Origin of the sequence: Actinoallomurus oryzae (genome assembly GCF_039541955.1) — a bacterium.
Classification (GTDB): Bacteria; Actinomycetota; Actinomycetes; order Streptosporangiales; family Streptosporangiaceae; genus Actinoallomurus; species Actinoallomurus oryzae.
This window is the reverse complement of sequence record NZ_BAABHF010000054.1, coordinates 105,197-119,745: the sequence shown is the minus strand read 5'-3', so window position 1 is coordinate 119,745 and position 14,549 is coordinate 105,197. Positions and strand designations below refer to the sequence as shown.

Sequence of the window (14,549 nt, the reverse complement as noted above, 5' to 3'; positions counted from 1 at the left end):
TCACCGGGCGGCGCCACGCCAGACTAGGAATGTGTACGACTTCGACGTACTTGTCCTGGGGTCCGGGCCCGGGGGGCAGAAAGCGGCGATCGCCGCGGCGAAGCTCGGCCGCCGGGTGGCGGTCGTCGAACGCCGGAACATGATCGGCGGGGTGTGCATCAACACCGGCACCATCCCGTCCAAGACGCTCCGCGAGGCGGTGCTCTACCTGACCGGCCTCAACCAGCGCGAGCTGTACGGCCAGAGCTACCGGGTCAAGGAGGAGATCACCGTCGCCGACCTCGCGGCGCGCACCCAGCACGTGGTGGGCCGCGAGATCGACGTGATCCGGAGCCAGCTCTCCCGCAACCACGTCGCCCTCCTTGACGGCACGGCGCACTTCACCGACCCGCACACCGTCGAGGTGAGCGATCCGCTGACGGGACGCGAGAACAAGTTCACCGCCGACAAGATCATCATCGCCACCGGCACGCATCCGGCGCGCCCGGAGACGGTCGAGTTCGACGACGCCACGATCATCGACTCGGACGGCATCATCCGCCTCGAGCGCCTGCCGCAGACCATGGTCGTCGTCGGCGCCGGAGTGATCGGCATCGAGTACGCCTCGATGTTCGCCGCCCTCGGCACCAAGGTCACCGTGGTCGAGCGCCGGGAGCGCATGCTCGAGTTCTGCGACCTGGAGATCGTCGAGGCGCTCAAGTACCACCTGCGGGACCTCGCGGTGACCTTCCGGTTCGGCGAGACCGTCGCCGCGGTGGAGCGCCGGTCGTTCGGCGGTGTACGGAGCGGCGCGATGACCATCCTGGAGAGCGGCAAGAAGATCCCCGCGGACACGGTCATGTACTCCGCGGGCCGCCAGGGCTCCACGGACGACCTCGATCTGGACCGGGCCGGCCTGACCGCCGACGCACGCGGGCGCATCGAGGTCGACGAGTACTTCCGCACCACCGTGCCGCACATCTACGCGGTCGGTGACGTGATCGGCTTCCCGGCCCTGGCGGCGACGTCCATGGAGCAGGGCCGCCTGGCCGGTCACCACGCGTGCGGCGAGCCGGCCCGCGAGATGCAGCGGACCCAGCCGATCGGCATCTACACGATCCCCGAGATCAGCTTCGTCGGACGTACGGAGGACGAGCTGACCGCCGGGCGAATCCCGTTCGAGGTCGGCATCTCCCGCTACCGCGAGCTGGCGCGAGGGCAGATCATCGGCGACTCGTACGGCATGCTGAAGCTGCTGGTGTCCCCGGAGGACCGCCGCCTGCTGGGCGTGCACGTCTTCGGCACGGGCGCGACCGAGCTCGTGCACATCGGCCAGACCGTGATGGGCTGCGGAGGGACGATCGACTACCTGGTCGACGCCGTGTTCAACTACCCGACGTTGGCGGAGTCGTACAAGGTCGCCGCCCTGGACACGATCAACAAGATGCGCCAGGTCGCCGCGCTGTCCGAGTAGGGAGGCGGAGGCGCCGGGACCTCCCGTGCGCCGCCGCCGTACCGCGCCGCGACCTCGAACGGTCGCCTCGGTCAGCCGGCCCGCGTCGCGGTGAAGGTCAGCCGCACGTAGTCCACGACCGGCTCGTCCAGCCGCGCCGCCACGGCCTCCACGAAGGCGCGGTGCTCGGCCGGCGGGATCCGGTCCAGGTGCGCGCCGAGCACGACGATCGCCAGGTAGCTGTGGAACCGCTCGCCCGGCTCCAACCGCGCCGGATCCTCCACCAGGGCGACCTCGACGTCGGTGAAGCCCGCGCGTTCGAGCCGTTCGCGCGTCTCCTCGGGGCCGGCGAAGTTCCACATGCCGGTGGGCTCGCCGAGCACGTCCTCGATGGCGGCCCGTACGCGCGCCACGTTGCCCTCCCCGCCGCAGTCGACGGCGAACCGGGCGCCCGGCCGGAGCGCGCGGGCGATGTTGGCGAACAGCGTGTCGTGGTCGTGGATCCAGTGGAAGGTCGCCACGCTGAAGGCCGCGTCGGCCGGTTCGGCGACGGGCAGCGGCGCGAGAAGGTCCGCCTGGATCGCCTCGACCCGGTCGAGCCGGCCGGCGAGCCGCTCACGCAGCCGCTGGAGCATCCGGGCCGATCCGTCGACGGCGACGACGCGGCCGTGGGGGAGCCGGTCGAGCAGCGATTCGGTGTCGCGGCCGGTGCCGCAGCCGGCCTCCAGCACCGTCTCGTCACCGGCGAACGACAGCCGTTCGAGCGTGCGCCGTCCCCAGCGAAGGTGCGGCAGCGGGAGCGAGTCGTACGCGGCGGCGTCCCATTCTCGGAGCATCGTCATCACCTTGCCCTTCGCCGATCACCGTACTCGTGATCTCGGTAAATGAGAGAATCCGTCTCGTTATTCAAGACCTCCATCCATCGCGAGGTTCGTTCCCGGCGGGAAATCCGTTGACCTCCGCGAGGGGGATGGGGAGCCTGGCCGGATGCTGATCCGACGAGAGACGCCCGCGGACACCGCGGCGGTCCACGCCGTGACCTCCGCGGCGTTCGCCCGCCCCGGCTCGACCGGAGAGGTGACCGAGGCCCGCCTGCTGGGCGAGTTGCGCGCCTGCGACGCGTGGCTTCCCGCGCTGTCCCTCGTCGCGTGCGAGGGACGGGGCGGGGAGGTGCTCGGCCACGTCGTCTGCACGCGCGGCACCGTGGGCGCCGCGCCCGTCCTCGGGCTCGGCCCACTGAGCGTCCGGCCGGGGGACCAGCGGCGTGGCGTCGGACTGGCGCTCGTGCACACCGTCCTGGGCGCGGCGGACGCCCTCGGCGAGCCACTGGTCGCGCTGCTCGGCAGCCCCGCCTACTACGGGCGGTTCGGCTTCCGTCCGTCGGCGGAGTTCGGGATCACGCCGCCCGTCCCCGCATGGGACGCCCATTTCCAGGTGCGCGCCCTGTCGGCGTACGACGCCGGGGTCCGCGGAACGTTCGCCTACCCGGAGCCCTTCGACCGGGTCTGAGAGAGCCCGGAACCCCTCGCCCGCCGCGCGGCAGGGCGTGGGGTTCCGGGCGGTCTCCGCGCGGCTCAGTCCGCGACCGCGCGCAGGATGTCCATCCGGGCGGCCCGGCGCGCCGGACGGAGCGCGGCCAGCACCCCGGCGAGCGCGCCGATGACGGCGATCACCACGAGCTGGACGGGTGGCGCGGCGAACGTCCCGTCCGTCGCCGCGCGGGCCAGCGCCCACCCGGGCACCAGGCCGATGGCGAGGCCGCCCGCCGTGCCGGACAGCGCGACGATGAGCGACTCTCCGCGGATCATCGATCGGATCTGGCCGCGCGTCGCGCCGACCGCACGGAGCAGTCCGATCTCGCGGGTCCGCTCGTGCACCGACAGCGACAGCGTGTTGGCGATGCCGAGCAGCGCGATCACGATGGCGAGCGCCAGCATGACGTACACCAGGGTCAGCAGGGAGTTCACCCCGGACGCCTGGGCGTCGATGTAGTCCGCGCGCGTCCGCACATCGGGCGCGGAGTAGGGCCGGGCGGCCGCGGTGACCGCGCGTTCGCCCTCCGCCGCGCCGACCCCGGGCCGCAGGGCGATCAGCACGGTCGTGTCCCTCGGCTGCGGGTCGTGCGCGATCCAGTCCGCGCGGGGCATCAGGTAGTCGCCCGCCGGACCGCCCGGCGCGTACGTGCCGCCGACCGTGAGCGTGCGGCGGGTGCCGTCGGCGAACAGGACCGTCAGCGGGGTCCCGGTACGCCAGCCGTGCGCGCGGGCGGCGGTCCGGGAGACCGCCAGCCGCCCCGGCGGCAGGCTCGCCGCCGACCCCAGGTCGAGCACCCGGCTCAGCGCCGCCGGGTCGGCGTAGGTGACGCGGACCGCCCGGCCGCCGATCCGCACGCCGCCGGTGCCCATGCCGGCGGCGACCCGGACCTGCGGCAGCCGGGCCACGTCTCCGGCGAGCCGCGGGTCGAACCCGCCGCCGATGGCGGAGCCCGTACTGATCACCAGGTCGCCGCCGAACGACCGCGCGACCGTGTCCCGCACCGATGTGCGCACGGACGCGGCGAGCACGGTGATCAGCGTGACCACGCCGATGCCGACCATCAGCGCGGTCGCCGCCCCCGCCACGCGTCGCGGCTCACGCGCCGTGCTCCGCCGGGCGAGTGCGCCGGTCACGCCCCGCAGCGGCGCGCCGAGCAGCGCGCCCGCGGGCCGCGCGGCGACCGGGCCGAGCACCACCACGCCCGCGACGCAGGCGACCGTGCCGAGGACGGCCATCACCATCGACCGCCCGGCCGCCGCCGAGACGGCGAGCAGCGCCAGGCCGGCCGCCGCCAGTGTCCCGCCGCAGACGGCGCGGACTCGGGACACGCCGGGCCGTTCCGCCTCGGTCGCGCGCATCGCGGCGACCGGCGGCGTACGGGACGCGCGGACCGCCGGGAGCAGGCACGACAGGACCGTGACCACGACCCCGGCCGTCACGGCGACGGCCACGGAGGTCGCCGTCACGACCAGCCCGCCGACCGGCAGGGAGGCGCCCATCGCGGTGAACACGCCCTCCAGCAGCGCCGCGAAGCCGAGCCCGCCGAACACCCCGGCCACCGACGCGGTCAGGCCGAGCACGAGCGCCTCGGCGATCACCGAGGCCAGCACCTGCCGCCGCGACGCCCCGACCGCCCGCAACAGGGCGGACTCCCGGCTCCGCTGGGCCACGGTGATCGCGAAGGTGTTGTGGATGCCGAGCATGCCCACGAGCAGCGCGATCCCGGCGAACGCCAGCAGGAACGCGCGGAACATGTCGAGGAAGCCCTTCGTCACCGCGTTCATGCCCTCCCGGCTGAGCGCTCGGCCGGTGATCGCCTCGGCACCCGCGGGGAGCACGCCCCGCAGCCGGCGGACCAGCTCGTCCTGCGACACCCCGCTCGCGGCGCGGACGGACACGCCGCTGACGCGGTCCGGCGTCCGCGCGACGTATTTCCGGGCGCCCTCCAGCGTGAACGCCGTGAACGACGTGCCGCCGAAGCCGTCCTGGTCGCCGAACTTCGCGATGCCGACGACGCGCACCGGCACCCGCTGCGGCGTGAGCACCGCCGTGGCGTCCCCGACGCGCAGCCGTCCCTGGACGGCGGTCGCGCGGTTGACCACGACCTCGTCGTCGGTGCGCGGTGCGCGGCCCTGGACCACGTGGTACGGGTTGAGCCGCGGGTCGGTGAGCCAGTTGCCGGCCGTCCTCGGCCCGAGCACCGCGATCGCCCGGCCGTCGTGGCCGAGCAGCTGGCCGGAGCCGCTGATCACCGGCTCGGCGACCGCCACGCCCGGCACCCGGCGTACGAGGTCCACGACGCCCGCGTCGATCATGCCGCGCTCCCCGTTCGGCGTGTCGCTGACGTTGGCCGCGCCGCGCACGGAGGCGTCCGTCCCGGCGTAGGCCTGGTCGAAGAACCGCCCGATGCTCGCGTTCATCGTGTCGCCGAGCATGAGCGCCCCGGCGAGGAACGCGACCCCGAGGAAGACGGCGGCGAACGAGCCCGCGAGGCGACGCCGGCGGGCCCACAGGCCCTTGAGCGCGATGCGCGTCACCGGTGCCTCCCCGTGGCCCCGGCCTCGTAGGCGCTCATGCGGTCGAGCACCGTACGGGCGGTCGGGCCCTCGACGCGGTCGCGGACCCGGCCGTCGGCGAGGAAGACCGCGGCGTCGGCGTACGAGGCCGCGACCGGGTCGTGCGTGACCATGACGATCGTCTGGCCGAGTTCGTCCACGGCCTCACGCAGGAAGGCCAGGATCTCCGCCCCGGCACGCGAGTCCAGGTTGCCGGTCGGTTCGTCGGCGAAGATGATCTGTGGCCGCGTGGCCAGCGCCCGCGCGACCGCCACCCGCTGCCGCTGGCCTCCGGACAGCTCGGCGGGCCGGTGCGAGAGCCGGTCGCCGAGCCCGACCGTGGCGACCACGGCGTCGATCCATGCCCGGTCGGGCCGCGTGCCCGCGAGCGTCAGCGGGAGGGTGATGTTCTCTTCCGCGTCGAGGGCGGGCAGCAGGTTGAACGACTGGAACACGAACCCGATCCGTTCGCGCCGCAGCACGGTCAGCTGCCGGTCCGACAGCGACCCCAGGTCGACGTCGCCGATGAACACCTGCCCGGAGGACAACGTGTCCAGCCCGGCGACGCAGTGCATCAGCGTCGACTTCCCGGCGCCGGACGGTCCCATGATCGCGGTGAATCGCCCGGCGTCGAACGCGAGCGTCACGTCGTCGACCGCCCGCACCTCCGCAGCCCCTGACCCGTATACCTTGGTGGCGCCCACCGCTCGTGCCGCGGCGTTCCGTTCGCCCGTCATCTCGTCTCTCCTCCTCGGGGGGTCTGCCCGAGGGTCCAGGCACGGCACCGCCGGTGTCGTCCCGCGGAAAGCGGCACCTGCACTGCGTCCGGCAGGGTAGGCGCTCCCGGGGCCGGCTACGCCACCGGGCGTATTGGCCGACCTCGTGAGCGGGGAGCGGCCGGTCGCGGCGGCGGGGCTCTTCCATGAACAGGTGAAGGCACTCAACGGCCGGACGGGGCGATCGGCCGGTTCCGCGGGCCGTGGACGGGGCATGCTCGCCGCGACACGGGAAAAGTTGCCGTGATCAGGTGGTCCGGTTCGGCGTTTCTCCGCTGGACCGCCGCTCATCCGGGTGTGTGTACTGGCATGACCCGAACGTGAGGAGGGCGCGGTGCGGTTCGACGGCCTGTCCCGCGCGGACGCCGAGGCGGAGCTGCTGGCGTGCTGCGCGTCGCGGCGCTGGGCGGCGGCCGTGGCCGGCGGACGGCCGTACGGCTCGGCGGAGCGGCTGCTGGCCGCGGCGGGACGCGCCGTGCGCGACCTGGACTGGCCGGACGTCGAAGAGGCCCTCCACGCCCACCCGCGGATCGGCGAGCGCACCGCTTCGGCGCTGTCGCGCCAGGAACAGGCGGGCGTCGGCGACGGCGACCGGGCGGCGTTCGCCGTGGCCAACGCCGAGTACGAGGAGCGGTTCGGCCACGTCTTCCTCATCCGTGCCGGTGGGCGGAGCGCCGCCGAGATGCTCGCCGAGCTGCGGGAACGCCTCGGCAACGACCCGGCGAAGGAGCGCGAGGTCGTGCGCGGGGAGCTGGCCGAGATCACCGAGCTGAGGCTGAGGAAGCTGGTCACATGAGCGAACGGGTGAGCGAATCGGCAGCGCGGCCTCCCAGGGCCTCTCCTCCGGTGAAGGAGGGCACATGACTCTTTCCACCCACGTTCTCGACGCCGCGAAGGGGCGTCCGGCGTCCGGTGTTGCGGTGCGCCTGGAAAGCCGTGACGGCGACGGGTGGCGGCACGTCGCCGACGCCCGTACCGACGAGGACGGCCGGGTGCGCGACCTGCCCGCACCCGGTGAGGGCGTCCACCGGCTCGTCTTCGACACCGCCGGCCATTCGGACTTCTACCCCGAGGTGGCCGTGGCCTTCACGGTCACCGACCCCGGCGAGCACTACCACGTGCCGCTGCTGCTCAGCCCGTACGCCTACTCGACCTACCGGGGGAGCTGACCATGGCACGGAGCCGGCTCGGCCCGAACCGCTACGGCAAGGCGGAGACCCACGTCGTCCGCGTGACCAGGGACGGCGACGTCCACCACCTCCGGGACCTCACGGTGAGCGTCGCGCTGTCCGGCGCCATGGAGGCGGTCCACCTGACCGGGGACAACTCCGCCGTCCTCACGACGGACGCGCAGAAGAACACCGTCTTCGCGTTCGCCCGCAAGCACGGCATCGACTCGCCCGAGGCGTTCGGGCTGCTGCTCGCCCGGCACTTCGTCGGCTCGCAGCCGACTATCCACCACGCACGCGTGTCGATCGAGGAACACCTCTGGGACCGGATCGGGGCCGGGCGGCACTCCTTCGTCCGCCGGGGCGGCGAGACCCGCACCGCGCTCATCCACCACGACGACGAGGCCACGCACGTCGTGTCCGGCATCAGGGACCTCGTCGTGCTCAACTCCACCGACTCGGAGTTCTGGGGGTACGTCAAGGACGAGTACACGACGCTGCCGGAGACCCGGGACCGGATCCTGGCCACGGAGGTGGCCGCGCAGTGGCGGCACACGTCGGCCGAGGCGGACTGGGAGGGCTCCTACCCTGAGGCGCGGCGGCACCTGCTGGAGGCCTTCGCCGGCACCTACAGCCTGTCCCTGCAGCAGACCCTGTACGCCATGGGCGACCGGCTCCTCGACGCGATGCCGGAGGTCTGCGAGGTGCGCCTGTCGCTGCCGAACCGGCACCACTTCGCCGTCGACCTCGAGCCGTTCGGCCTGGACAATGAGAACGAGGTCTTCTTCGCGGCGGACCGGCCGTACGGGCTGATCGAGGGCGCCGTCGTCCGCGACGGCGCGCCCGACGCCGGCCCCGCCTGGAGCTGACTGGGAGCCGCCATGGAATTCCTGCAGCCCACGACCTGGGATGAGGCGCTCGCCGCGAAGGCCGAGCACCCGGAGGCCGTCCCGATCCAGGGCGGCACCGACGTCATGGTCGAGCTGAACTTCGACGTCCGCCGCCCGGAGTACCTGCTCGACCTGGGCCGGGTCGCCGGACTGGACCGCTGGGAGCAGGCCGGGGACCGGCTGCGGATCGGCGCCGGCGTGACGTACGCGCGGATCATCGGCGAGCTCGGCGACCGCCTGCCCGGCCTGGCCCAGGCGGCCCGTACCGTGGGGTCGCCGCAGATCCGCAACCGCGGCACGGTCGGCGGCAACCTGGGCGCCGCCTCCCCGGCCGGCGACGGCCATCCGCCGCTGCTCGCCGGCGACGCCGTGGTGGAGGCCGAGTCGCGGCGCGGCATCCGCATGATCGCGGCGACCGACTTCTACCGGGGCGTCAAGCGGAGCGCGCTGGAGCCCGACGAGCTGATCCGCGCGTTCTGGCTGGCACCCGCCACGGGCCCGCAGTACTTCTCCAAGATCGGCACGCGGAACGCCATGGTGATCGCGGTCTGTTCGTTCGCCCTCGCGCTGCACCCGGGGGAGCGCCGGGTCGGCACCGGCATCGGCTCCGCCGCGCCCACGCCGATCCGGGCGACCGCCGCCGAGGACTTCCTGGCCCGCGAGCTCGACTGGGACGCGCCGCTGGACGAGTCCGTGGCGCGGGAGTTCGGCGAGCTCGTCGGGGCCGCGGCCACGCCGATCGACGACGTGCGCGGCACCGCCGCCTACCGCCGGCACGCGCTCGCGGTGATGGCGCGCCGCACGCTGACCTGGGCGTGGCGCGACCACCGCGCGCCACATGAGGATCCCGGAAGGGGGGCCGCGTGATGCGGGTGAGCTTCACGGTCAACGGCTCGCGCGAGACCGTGGACGGCGTCTGGGAGGGCGAGAGCCTGCTGTACGTCCTGCGTGAGCGCATGGGCCTGCCCGGTTCGAAGAACGCCTGTGAACAGGGCGAATGCGGCTCGTGCACGGTCTACCTCGACGGCGCCCCGGTGTGCGCGTGCCTCGTCGCCGCCGGCCAGGCGCAGGGCCGTCAGGTCCGTACGGTCGAGGGTCTCGCCGAGGGCGACCGGCTGGCGCCGATCCAGCAGGCGTTCGTGGACGCGGGCGCGGTGCAGTGCGGATTCTGCACGCCGGGCCTGCTGGTCCAGGCACACGACCTGCTCGAACGCCGTCCGGACCCGTCGGACGCGGAGATCCGCGAGGCGCTGGCCGGCAATCTGTGCCGTTGTACCGGTTATGAGAAGATTCTCGACGCCGTACGGCTCGCGGCGGCGCGGAAGGCGGGAACATGACGGACGGCGCGATCGTCATCGAGAACGCCCACGTCGCGCCGGTGCGCGGTCCGGAGATCGCGGGCGGCCACGTGGTGGTCGAGGGCGATCGGATCACCGCCGTCGGCGCCGGCCCGGCGCCCCTGACCGGCGCGGCACGCCGGATCGACGCGACCGGCTGCCTGGTGACGCCCGGCCTGGTCAACACCCACCACCACCTCTACCAGTGGGCCACGCAGGGGCTCTTCCAGGACGCCACGCTGTTCGACTGGCTCACCGGGCTGTACGACACGTGGGCCGGGATCGACGCGGAGGTCGTGTACGACGCGGCCACCGCCGGGCTCGGCTGGCTGGCGCTCGGCGGCTGCACGACCACCACCGACCACCACTACGTGTTCCCCCGGGGCCGGGGCGACCTGTTCGACGCCGAGGTGCGCGCGGCGCGGGAGCTGCACGTCCGCTTCCACCCGACGCGGGGCTCGATGGACCGGGGCCGCTCCGACGGCGGCCTGCCGCCGGACGAGATCGTCGAGGACCGCGAGCAGATCCTCGTGGCCACCGAGGCGGCCATCGACACCTACCACGACCCGTCGTTCTCCTCCATGCTGCGCGTGGCCGTCGCCCCGTGCTCGCCGTTCTCGGTGACCGAGGAGCTGATGAGCGAGGCCGCCGCCCTCGCCCGCCGCAAGGGCGTGCGCCTGCACACCCACCTCGCCGAGACCCTCGACGAGGAGGAACACTGCCGGGAGCAGTTCGGGTGCACGCCCGGCGAGTACATGGAAAAGCTCGGCTGGCTCGGCCCCGACGTCTGGTTCGCGCACTGCGTGCACCTGCACGACGCCGACATCCGGCGGTTCGCCGCGACCGGCACCGGCACCGCGCACTGCCCGACCTCCAACGGGCGGCTCGGCTCGGGCGTCGCCCGGGTGAGCGAGCTGCTGGCGGCGGGCGCACCGGTCGGCCTCGGCGTGGACGGCTCCGCCTCCAGCGAGCTGACCTCCCTGGCCGGAGAGATGCGCCAGGCCCTGCTGTTCCAGCGCGCGGTGCGCGGGCCCGCGGCGCTCACCGCCCGGCAGGCGCTGGAGCTGGGCACCCTCGGCGGCGCGGCGTGCCTCGGCCGGCAGGACCAGATCGGCACCCTCGAACCCGGCAAGCTCGCCGACCTGGCCGTGTGGCGCGTCGACGGCTACCGCGCGGCCGTCGAGGACCCGGTCTGCGCCCTCGTCTTCGGCCCCGCGCCGCCGCTCGACCTGCTGCTCGTCGGCGGTCGTACGGTGGTCGAGCGCGGAGAGCTGCGCACCACCACGGCGGACCCCGCGCAGGCGGGCGTACGGGCCCGCCGCCGGCTGATCGGAGACCGTAGGTGAGCGACGGACGGCACATGCTCCCGGGGACGGGCCAGGTCGTGCTAATCGCACCGGACAAGTTCAAGGGGTCGCTCGGCGCGCCGGAGGTGGCGCGGCGCATCGGCGCGGGGCTGCGGCGCGCCCGGCCGGAGGTGCCCCTCCTGGAGCTGCCCGTGGCCGACGGCGGGGACGGCACGGTGGACGCGGCGGTCGCGGCCGGCTTCGCGCGGGTGCGCGCGGAGGTGAGCGGCCCGACCGGTGACCCGGTCACGGCCTCCTACGCCGTCCGCGGCGACGTGGCGGTGGTGGAGCTGGCCGAGGCGTCCGGCCTGCGGCACCTGCCCGGCGGCCGGCTCGCGCCGCTGACCGCCTCCAGCCGGGGCACCGGAGAGCTGATCGGCGACGCCGTACGCCGGGGCGCACGGCGCGTGGTGCTCGGCCTGGGCGGCAGCGCCTGCACGGACGGCGGCGCGGGCATGGCGGCCGCGCTCGGCGCCCGCCTGCTCGACGCGGACGGGCGGGAACTGTCGCCGGGCGGTGCCGCGCTGCGGGACCTCGACCGCGTCGACGCCACCGCGCTGCGCGAGCGGATGCGCGGCGTCACCGTGGTGGTCGCGAGCGATGTGGACAGCCCGCTGCTCGGGCCGGACGGCGCCGCGCACGTGTTCGGGCCGCAGAAGGGCGCCGGGCCCCGCGACGTGGACCTGCTGGAACAGGCCCTGACCCGGCTCGACGCGGTGGTCCGCCGCGACCTCGGCGTGAGCGCGGCGGAGCGGCCCGGCGCCGGCGCGGCGGGCGGTGCGGGGTTCGGCGCGATGGCGTTCTGCTCCGCGACCGTCGAGCCCGGCATCACGTACCTGCTCGACCTGCTCGGCTTCTCCGATCATCTCGCGGACGCGCGTCTCGTCATCACCGGCGAGGGCGCGCTGGACCACCAGACGCTGCGCGGCAAGGCCCCGGCGGGCGTCGCGCGGGCGGCGGCGGGTGCCGGTGTGCCGGTGCTGGCCGTCGCCGGGCGCAGCACGCTGTCGGAGGAGGAGCTGCGGGCCGCCGGCTTCCTCGGCGCGTACGCCCTCACCGACCTCGAGCCCGACCCCGCCCGGTGCATGCGGGAGGCGGGTCCCCTGCTCGAACGCCTCGCCGAGCGGGTCGGCCGGCTCTGGCTGGACGACCTGCGCGACGACACCGCCGTGATGCCGTGACCCAGGGGTACGACCTGGTCGTCCGTTCCCGTCGTGCGGTCCTGCCGGACGGGGAGCGGCCGGCGGCCGTCGCGGTGCGCGAGGGCCGGATCGCCGCGGTGGCCGCGTACGACGCGCCGCTCACCGCCCGGGAGGACGTCGACCTCGGCGACCGCGCGCTGCTGCCCGGCCTGGTCGACAGCCACGTGCACGTCAACGAGCCGGGCCGGACGGAGTGGGAGGGGTTCGCCACCGCGACGCGGGCCGCGGCGGCCGGCGGGGTGACCACGATCGTCGACATGCCGCTGAACGCGCTGCCGCCGACCGTCACCGCCGGCGCCCTCGCGGTCAAGCGGGCCGCCGCCGAGGGGAGCTGCGCGGTCGACGTCGGATTCTGGGGCGGGGCGGTCCCGGGCAACCGGGCGGAGCTGCGCGCGTTGCACGACGCGGGCGTGTACGGCTTCAAGTGTTTCCTGTCGCCGTCGGGCGTCGAGGAGTTCCCCGCGCTGGACGAGGCGGGGCTGCGCGAGGCCATGACGGAGATCGCGGGCTTCGGCGGGCTGCTGATCGCGCACGCCGAGGATCCCGGGCACCTGTCGGAGCCCGACGGGCCCGGGTACGCGGAGTTCCTGGCGTCCCGGCCGCCGGAGGCGGAGGGGGCGGCGATCGCGCGGGTCGCCCGGCTCGCCGCCGAGACCGGCTGCCGCGCGCACATCGTGCACCTGTCCGACGCCGGGTCGCTGCCGCTGCTGGCCGAGTGGCGGGCCCGCGGCGCGCGGATCAGCGCCGAGACCTGCCCGCACTACCTCACGCTCACCGCGGAGCAGGTGCCCGATGGCGGCACCGAGTACAAGTGCTGCCCGCCGATCCGGGACGCGCGGAACCGCGAGGAGCTGTGGCGCGGCCTGGCGGACGGCCTGATCGGCTGCGTCGTCTCCGACCACTCGCCGTGCGTGCCGGAGCTGAAGAAGGGCGGTTTCGACACCGCCTGGGGCGGGATCTCCTCGCTGCAGCTCGGCCTGCCGGTGATCTGGACCGGGGCGCGCGCCCGCGGCCACGGCCTGCCCGACGTCGCGCGCTGGATGGCCGCCGGCCCGGCGGAGCTGACCGGGCTCACCGGCAAGGGACGCATCGCGGAGGGGTACGACGCCGACCTCGTCGCCTTCGCCCCGGACCGGACGTTCGTCGTCGACCCCGGCGCGCTGCGCCAGCGGCACCCCGTCACGCCGTACGCGGGGACGACCCTGACCGGCGCGGTGGAGAGGGTGTGGCTGCGCGGCGAGGCGCCCGGGCACGGCCGGCTGCTGCGGAGGCGCCCATGACCGAGCGGAGCGAGATCTTCACCGACCTGCCGGACCTTGCCCTGCGCACGCTCGGCGGCACGGTGATGGCGGCGAGCGACGAGTCGTTCGCGCCCAAGGAGAACCTCCTCAACCCCGGGCCGGCCGGCTTCCGCGAGCAGACCTTCGGCGCCAAGGGCCAGGAGTACGACGGCTGGGAGACCCGGCGGCGCCGCTCGCCGGGCCACGACTGGGCGGTCGTCCGGCTCGGCCTGCCGGGCGTGATCCGTGGCGTGGTCGTCGACACCGCCTGGTTCAAGGGCAACTACCCGCCGCAGGCGATGGTGGAGGCGTGCGCGGCCGAGGGGTACCCGTCCGTCGAAGAGCTGTCCGGCTGGACCGAGATCGTGCCCAGGAGCCCGTTGACCGGCGACGCGGCGCGGGAGTTCGCGGTCGCGGACGAGCGGCGCTTCACCCACGTGCGTTTGAACATCTTCCCCGACGGTGGCGTGGCCCGGCTGCGGGTGCACGGTGAGGTCGTGCCGGACCCGCGGCTGCTCACCGGGCTGACCGTCGACCTCGCCGCGCTCGCCAACGGCGCCGCCGTCGTCGGCTGCTCCGACATGTTCTACTCCTCGCCGGCGAACCTCATCATGCCGGGCCTCGCGCGGCACCAGGCCGAGGGCTGGGAGACCGCCCGCCGCCGCGACGAGGGCAACGACTGGGTCATTCTCCGCCTGGCCGGCCCGGGCGTCGTCGAGCTGGCCGAGCTGGACACCGCGAACCTGCGCTTCAACGCGCCGGCGGAGGCGCGGATCCGCGGCGCGGACGCGCGTACGGCGTCGCTGGAGGACGAGGCGGCCTGGTTCGACGTGCTGCCGCGCACCCGGCTGCAGCCCGACACCGCGCACCGCTTCCGCGTCGAGGCCGGCCGTCCGATCACGCACGCCCGCGTCGACATCTACCCCGACGGCGGCCTCGCCCGCGTACGGCTGCACGGCTCGCTGACCGCCGACGGCGAACGCGAGCTGCTCGGCCGCTGGCGGGCCCGGCGCTGACGAGGGCCCG

14 protein-coding genes are annotated in these 14,549 nt (G+C 74.5%); 11 read left to right on the top strand and 3 right to left on the bottom strand.

Translation table 11 applies throughout. The annotated features are described in order from the left end of the window. Positions 1 to 31: 31 nt before the first annotated feature. Positions 32 to 1,453 (top strand): Si-specific NAD(P)(+) transhydrogenase, encoded by a 1,422-nt coding sequence (gene sthA, locus ABEA10_RS43350; RefSeq protein WP_345474288.1) that lies wholly within the window; start codon positions 32 to 34, stop codon positions 1,451 to 1,453. A 71-nt stretch (positions 1,454 to 1,524) separates the two neighbouring features. Here the strand turns inward: sthA and ABEA10_RS43345 are convergent, their stop codons facing one another. Further along, complete coding sequence (locus tag ABEA10_RS43345; protein WP_345474286.1) at positions 1,525 to 2,268, bottom strand: class I SAM-dependent methyltransferase; 744 nt, start codon at positions 2,266 to 2,268, stop codon at positions 1,525 to 1,527. A gap of 151 nt (positions 2,269 to 2,419) precedes the next feature. Here ABEA10_RS43345 and ABEA10_RS43340 point away from each other — a divergent pair, with 151 nt between their 5' ends. Continuing rightward, entirely contained in the window at positions 2,420 to 2,941 is a 522-nt protein-coding gene (locus ABEA10_RS43340; RefSeq protein WP_345474284.1) for a GNAT family N-acetyltransferase, read from the top strand. A gap of 65 nt (positions 2,942 to 3,006) precedes the next feature. Here ABEA10_RS43340 and ABEA10_RS43335 read toward each other — a convergent pair whose 3' ends face one another. Beyond that, on the bottom strand, positions 3,007 to 5,505 hold the full coding sequence (locus tag ABEA10_RS43335; RefSeq protein WP_345474283.1) for an ABC transporter permease: 2,499 nt from the start codon (positions 5,503 to 5,505) through the stop codon (positions 3,007 to 3,009). Then, complete coding sequence (locus ABEA10_RS43330; protein ID WP_345474282.1) at positions 5,502 to 6,260, bottom strand: ABC transporter ATP-binding protein; 759 nt, start codon at positions 6,258 to 6,260, stop codon at positions 5,502 to 5,504. The genes ABEA10_RS43335 and ABEA10_RS43330 overlap by 4 nt, the downstream gene beginning before the upstream one ends. A 373-nt stretch (positions 6,261 to 6,633) precedes the next feature. On the opposite strand from ABEA10_RS43330, the gene uraD reads away from it, so the two are divergent. From uraD to alc, 9 genes are all read left to right on the top strand, one after another. Further along, positions 6,634 to 7,095: a 2-oxo-4-hydroxy-4-carboxy-5-ureidoimidazoline decarboxylase gene (gene uraD, locus ABEA10_RS43325; RefSeq protein WP_345474280.1), complete on the top strand. Its 462-nt coding sequence runs from the start codon at positions 6,634 to 6,636 to the stop codon at positions 7,093 to 7,095. Positions 7,096 to 7,159: 64 nt separating this feature from the next. Further along, entirely contained in the window at positions 7,160 to 7,468 is a 309-nt protein-coding gene (uraH, locus tag ABEA10_RS43320; RefSeq protein WP_345474278.1) for a hydroxyisourate hydrolase, read from the top strand. A gap of 2 nt (positions 7,469 to 7,470) precedes the next feature. Further along, entirely contained in the window at positions 7,471 to 8,337 is an 867-nt protein-coding gene (gene pucL, locus ABEA10_RS43315; protein ID WP_345474276.1) for a factor-independent urate hydroxylase, read from the top strand. A gap of 12 nt (positions 8,338 to 8,349) precedes the next feature. After that, positions 8,350 to 9,225: an FAD binding domain-containing protein gene (locus ABEA10_RS43310; RefSeq protein ID WP_345474274.1), complete on the top strand. Its 876-nt coding sequence runs from the start codon at positions 8,350 to 8,352 to the stop codon at positions 9,223 to 9,225. After that, positions 9,225 to 9,695, top strand: coding sequence for a (2Fe-2S)-binding protein (locus ABEA10_RS43305; protein WP_329262472.1), 471 nt, complete (start codon positions 9,225 to 9,227; stop codon positions 9,693 to 9,695). The genes ABEA10_RS43310 and ABEA10_RS43305 overlap by 1 nt, the downstream gene beginning before the upstream one ends. After that, positions 9,692 to 11,041 (top strand): 8-oxoguanine deaminase, encoded by a 1,350-nt coding sequence (locus ABEA10_RS43300; protein WP_345474272.1) that lies wholly within the window; start codon positions 9,692 to 9,694, stop codon positions 11,039 to 11,041. Before ABEA10_RS43305 ends, ABEA10_RS43300 begins: the two co-directional genes overlap by 4 nt. Continuing rightward, entirely contained in the window at positions 11,038 to 12,222 is a 1,185-nt protein-coding gene (locus tag ABEA10_RS43295; protein WP_345474270.1) for a glycerate kinase, read from the top strand. The genes ABEA10_RS43300 and ABEA10_RS43295 overlap by 4 nt, the downstream gene beginning before the upstream one ends. Beyond that, positions 12,219 to 13,523 (top strand): allantoinase AllB, encoded by a 1,305-nt coding sequence (allB, locus tag ABEA10_RS43290; RefSeq protein WP_345474268.1) that lies wholly within the window; start codon positions 12,219 to 12,221, stop codon positions 13,521 to 13,523. The genes ABEA10_RS43295 and allB overlap by 4 nt, the downstream gene beginning before the upstream one ends. After that, positions 13,520 to 14,539 carry an allantoicase gene (gene alc / locus ABEA10_RS43285; protein WP_345474266.1) on the top strand — a complete coding sequence of 340 codons (1,020 nt, stop codon included), beginning with the start codon at positions 13,520 to 13,522 and terminating at the stop codon, positions 14,537 to 14,539. Before allB ends, alc begins: the two co-directional genes overlap by 4 nt. Positions 14,540 to 14,549 lie beyond the last annotated feature (10 nt).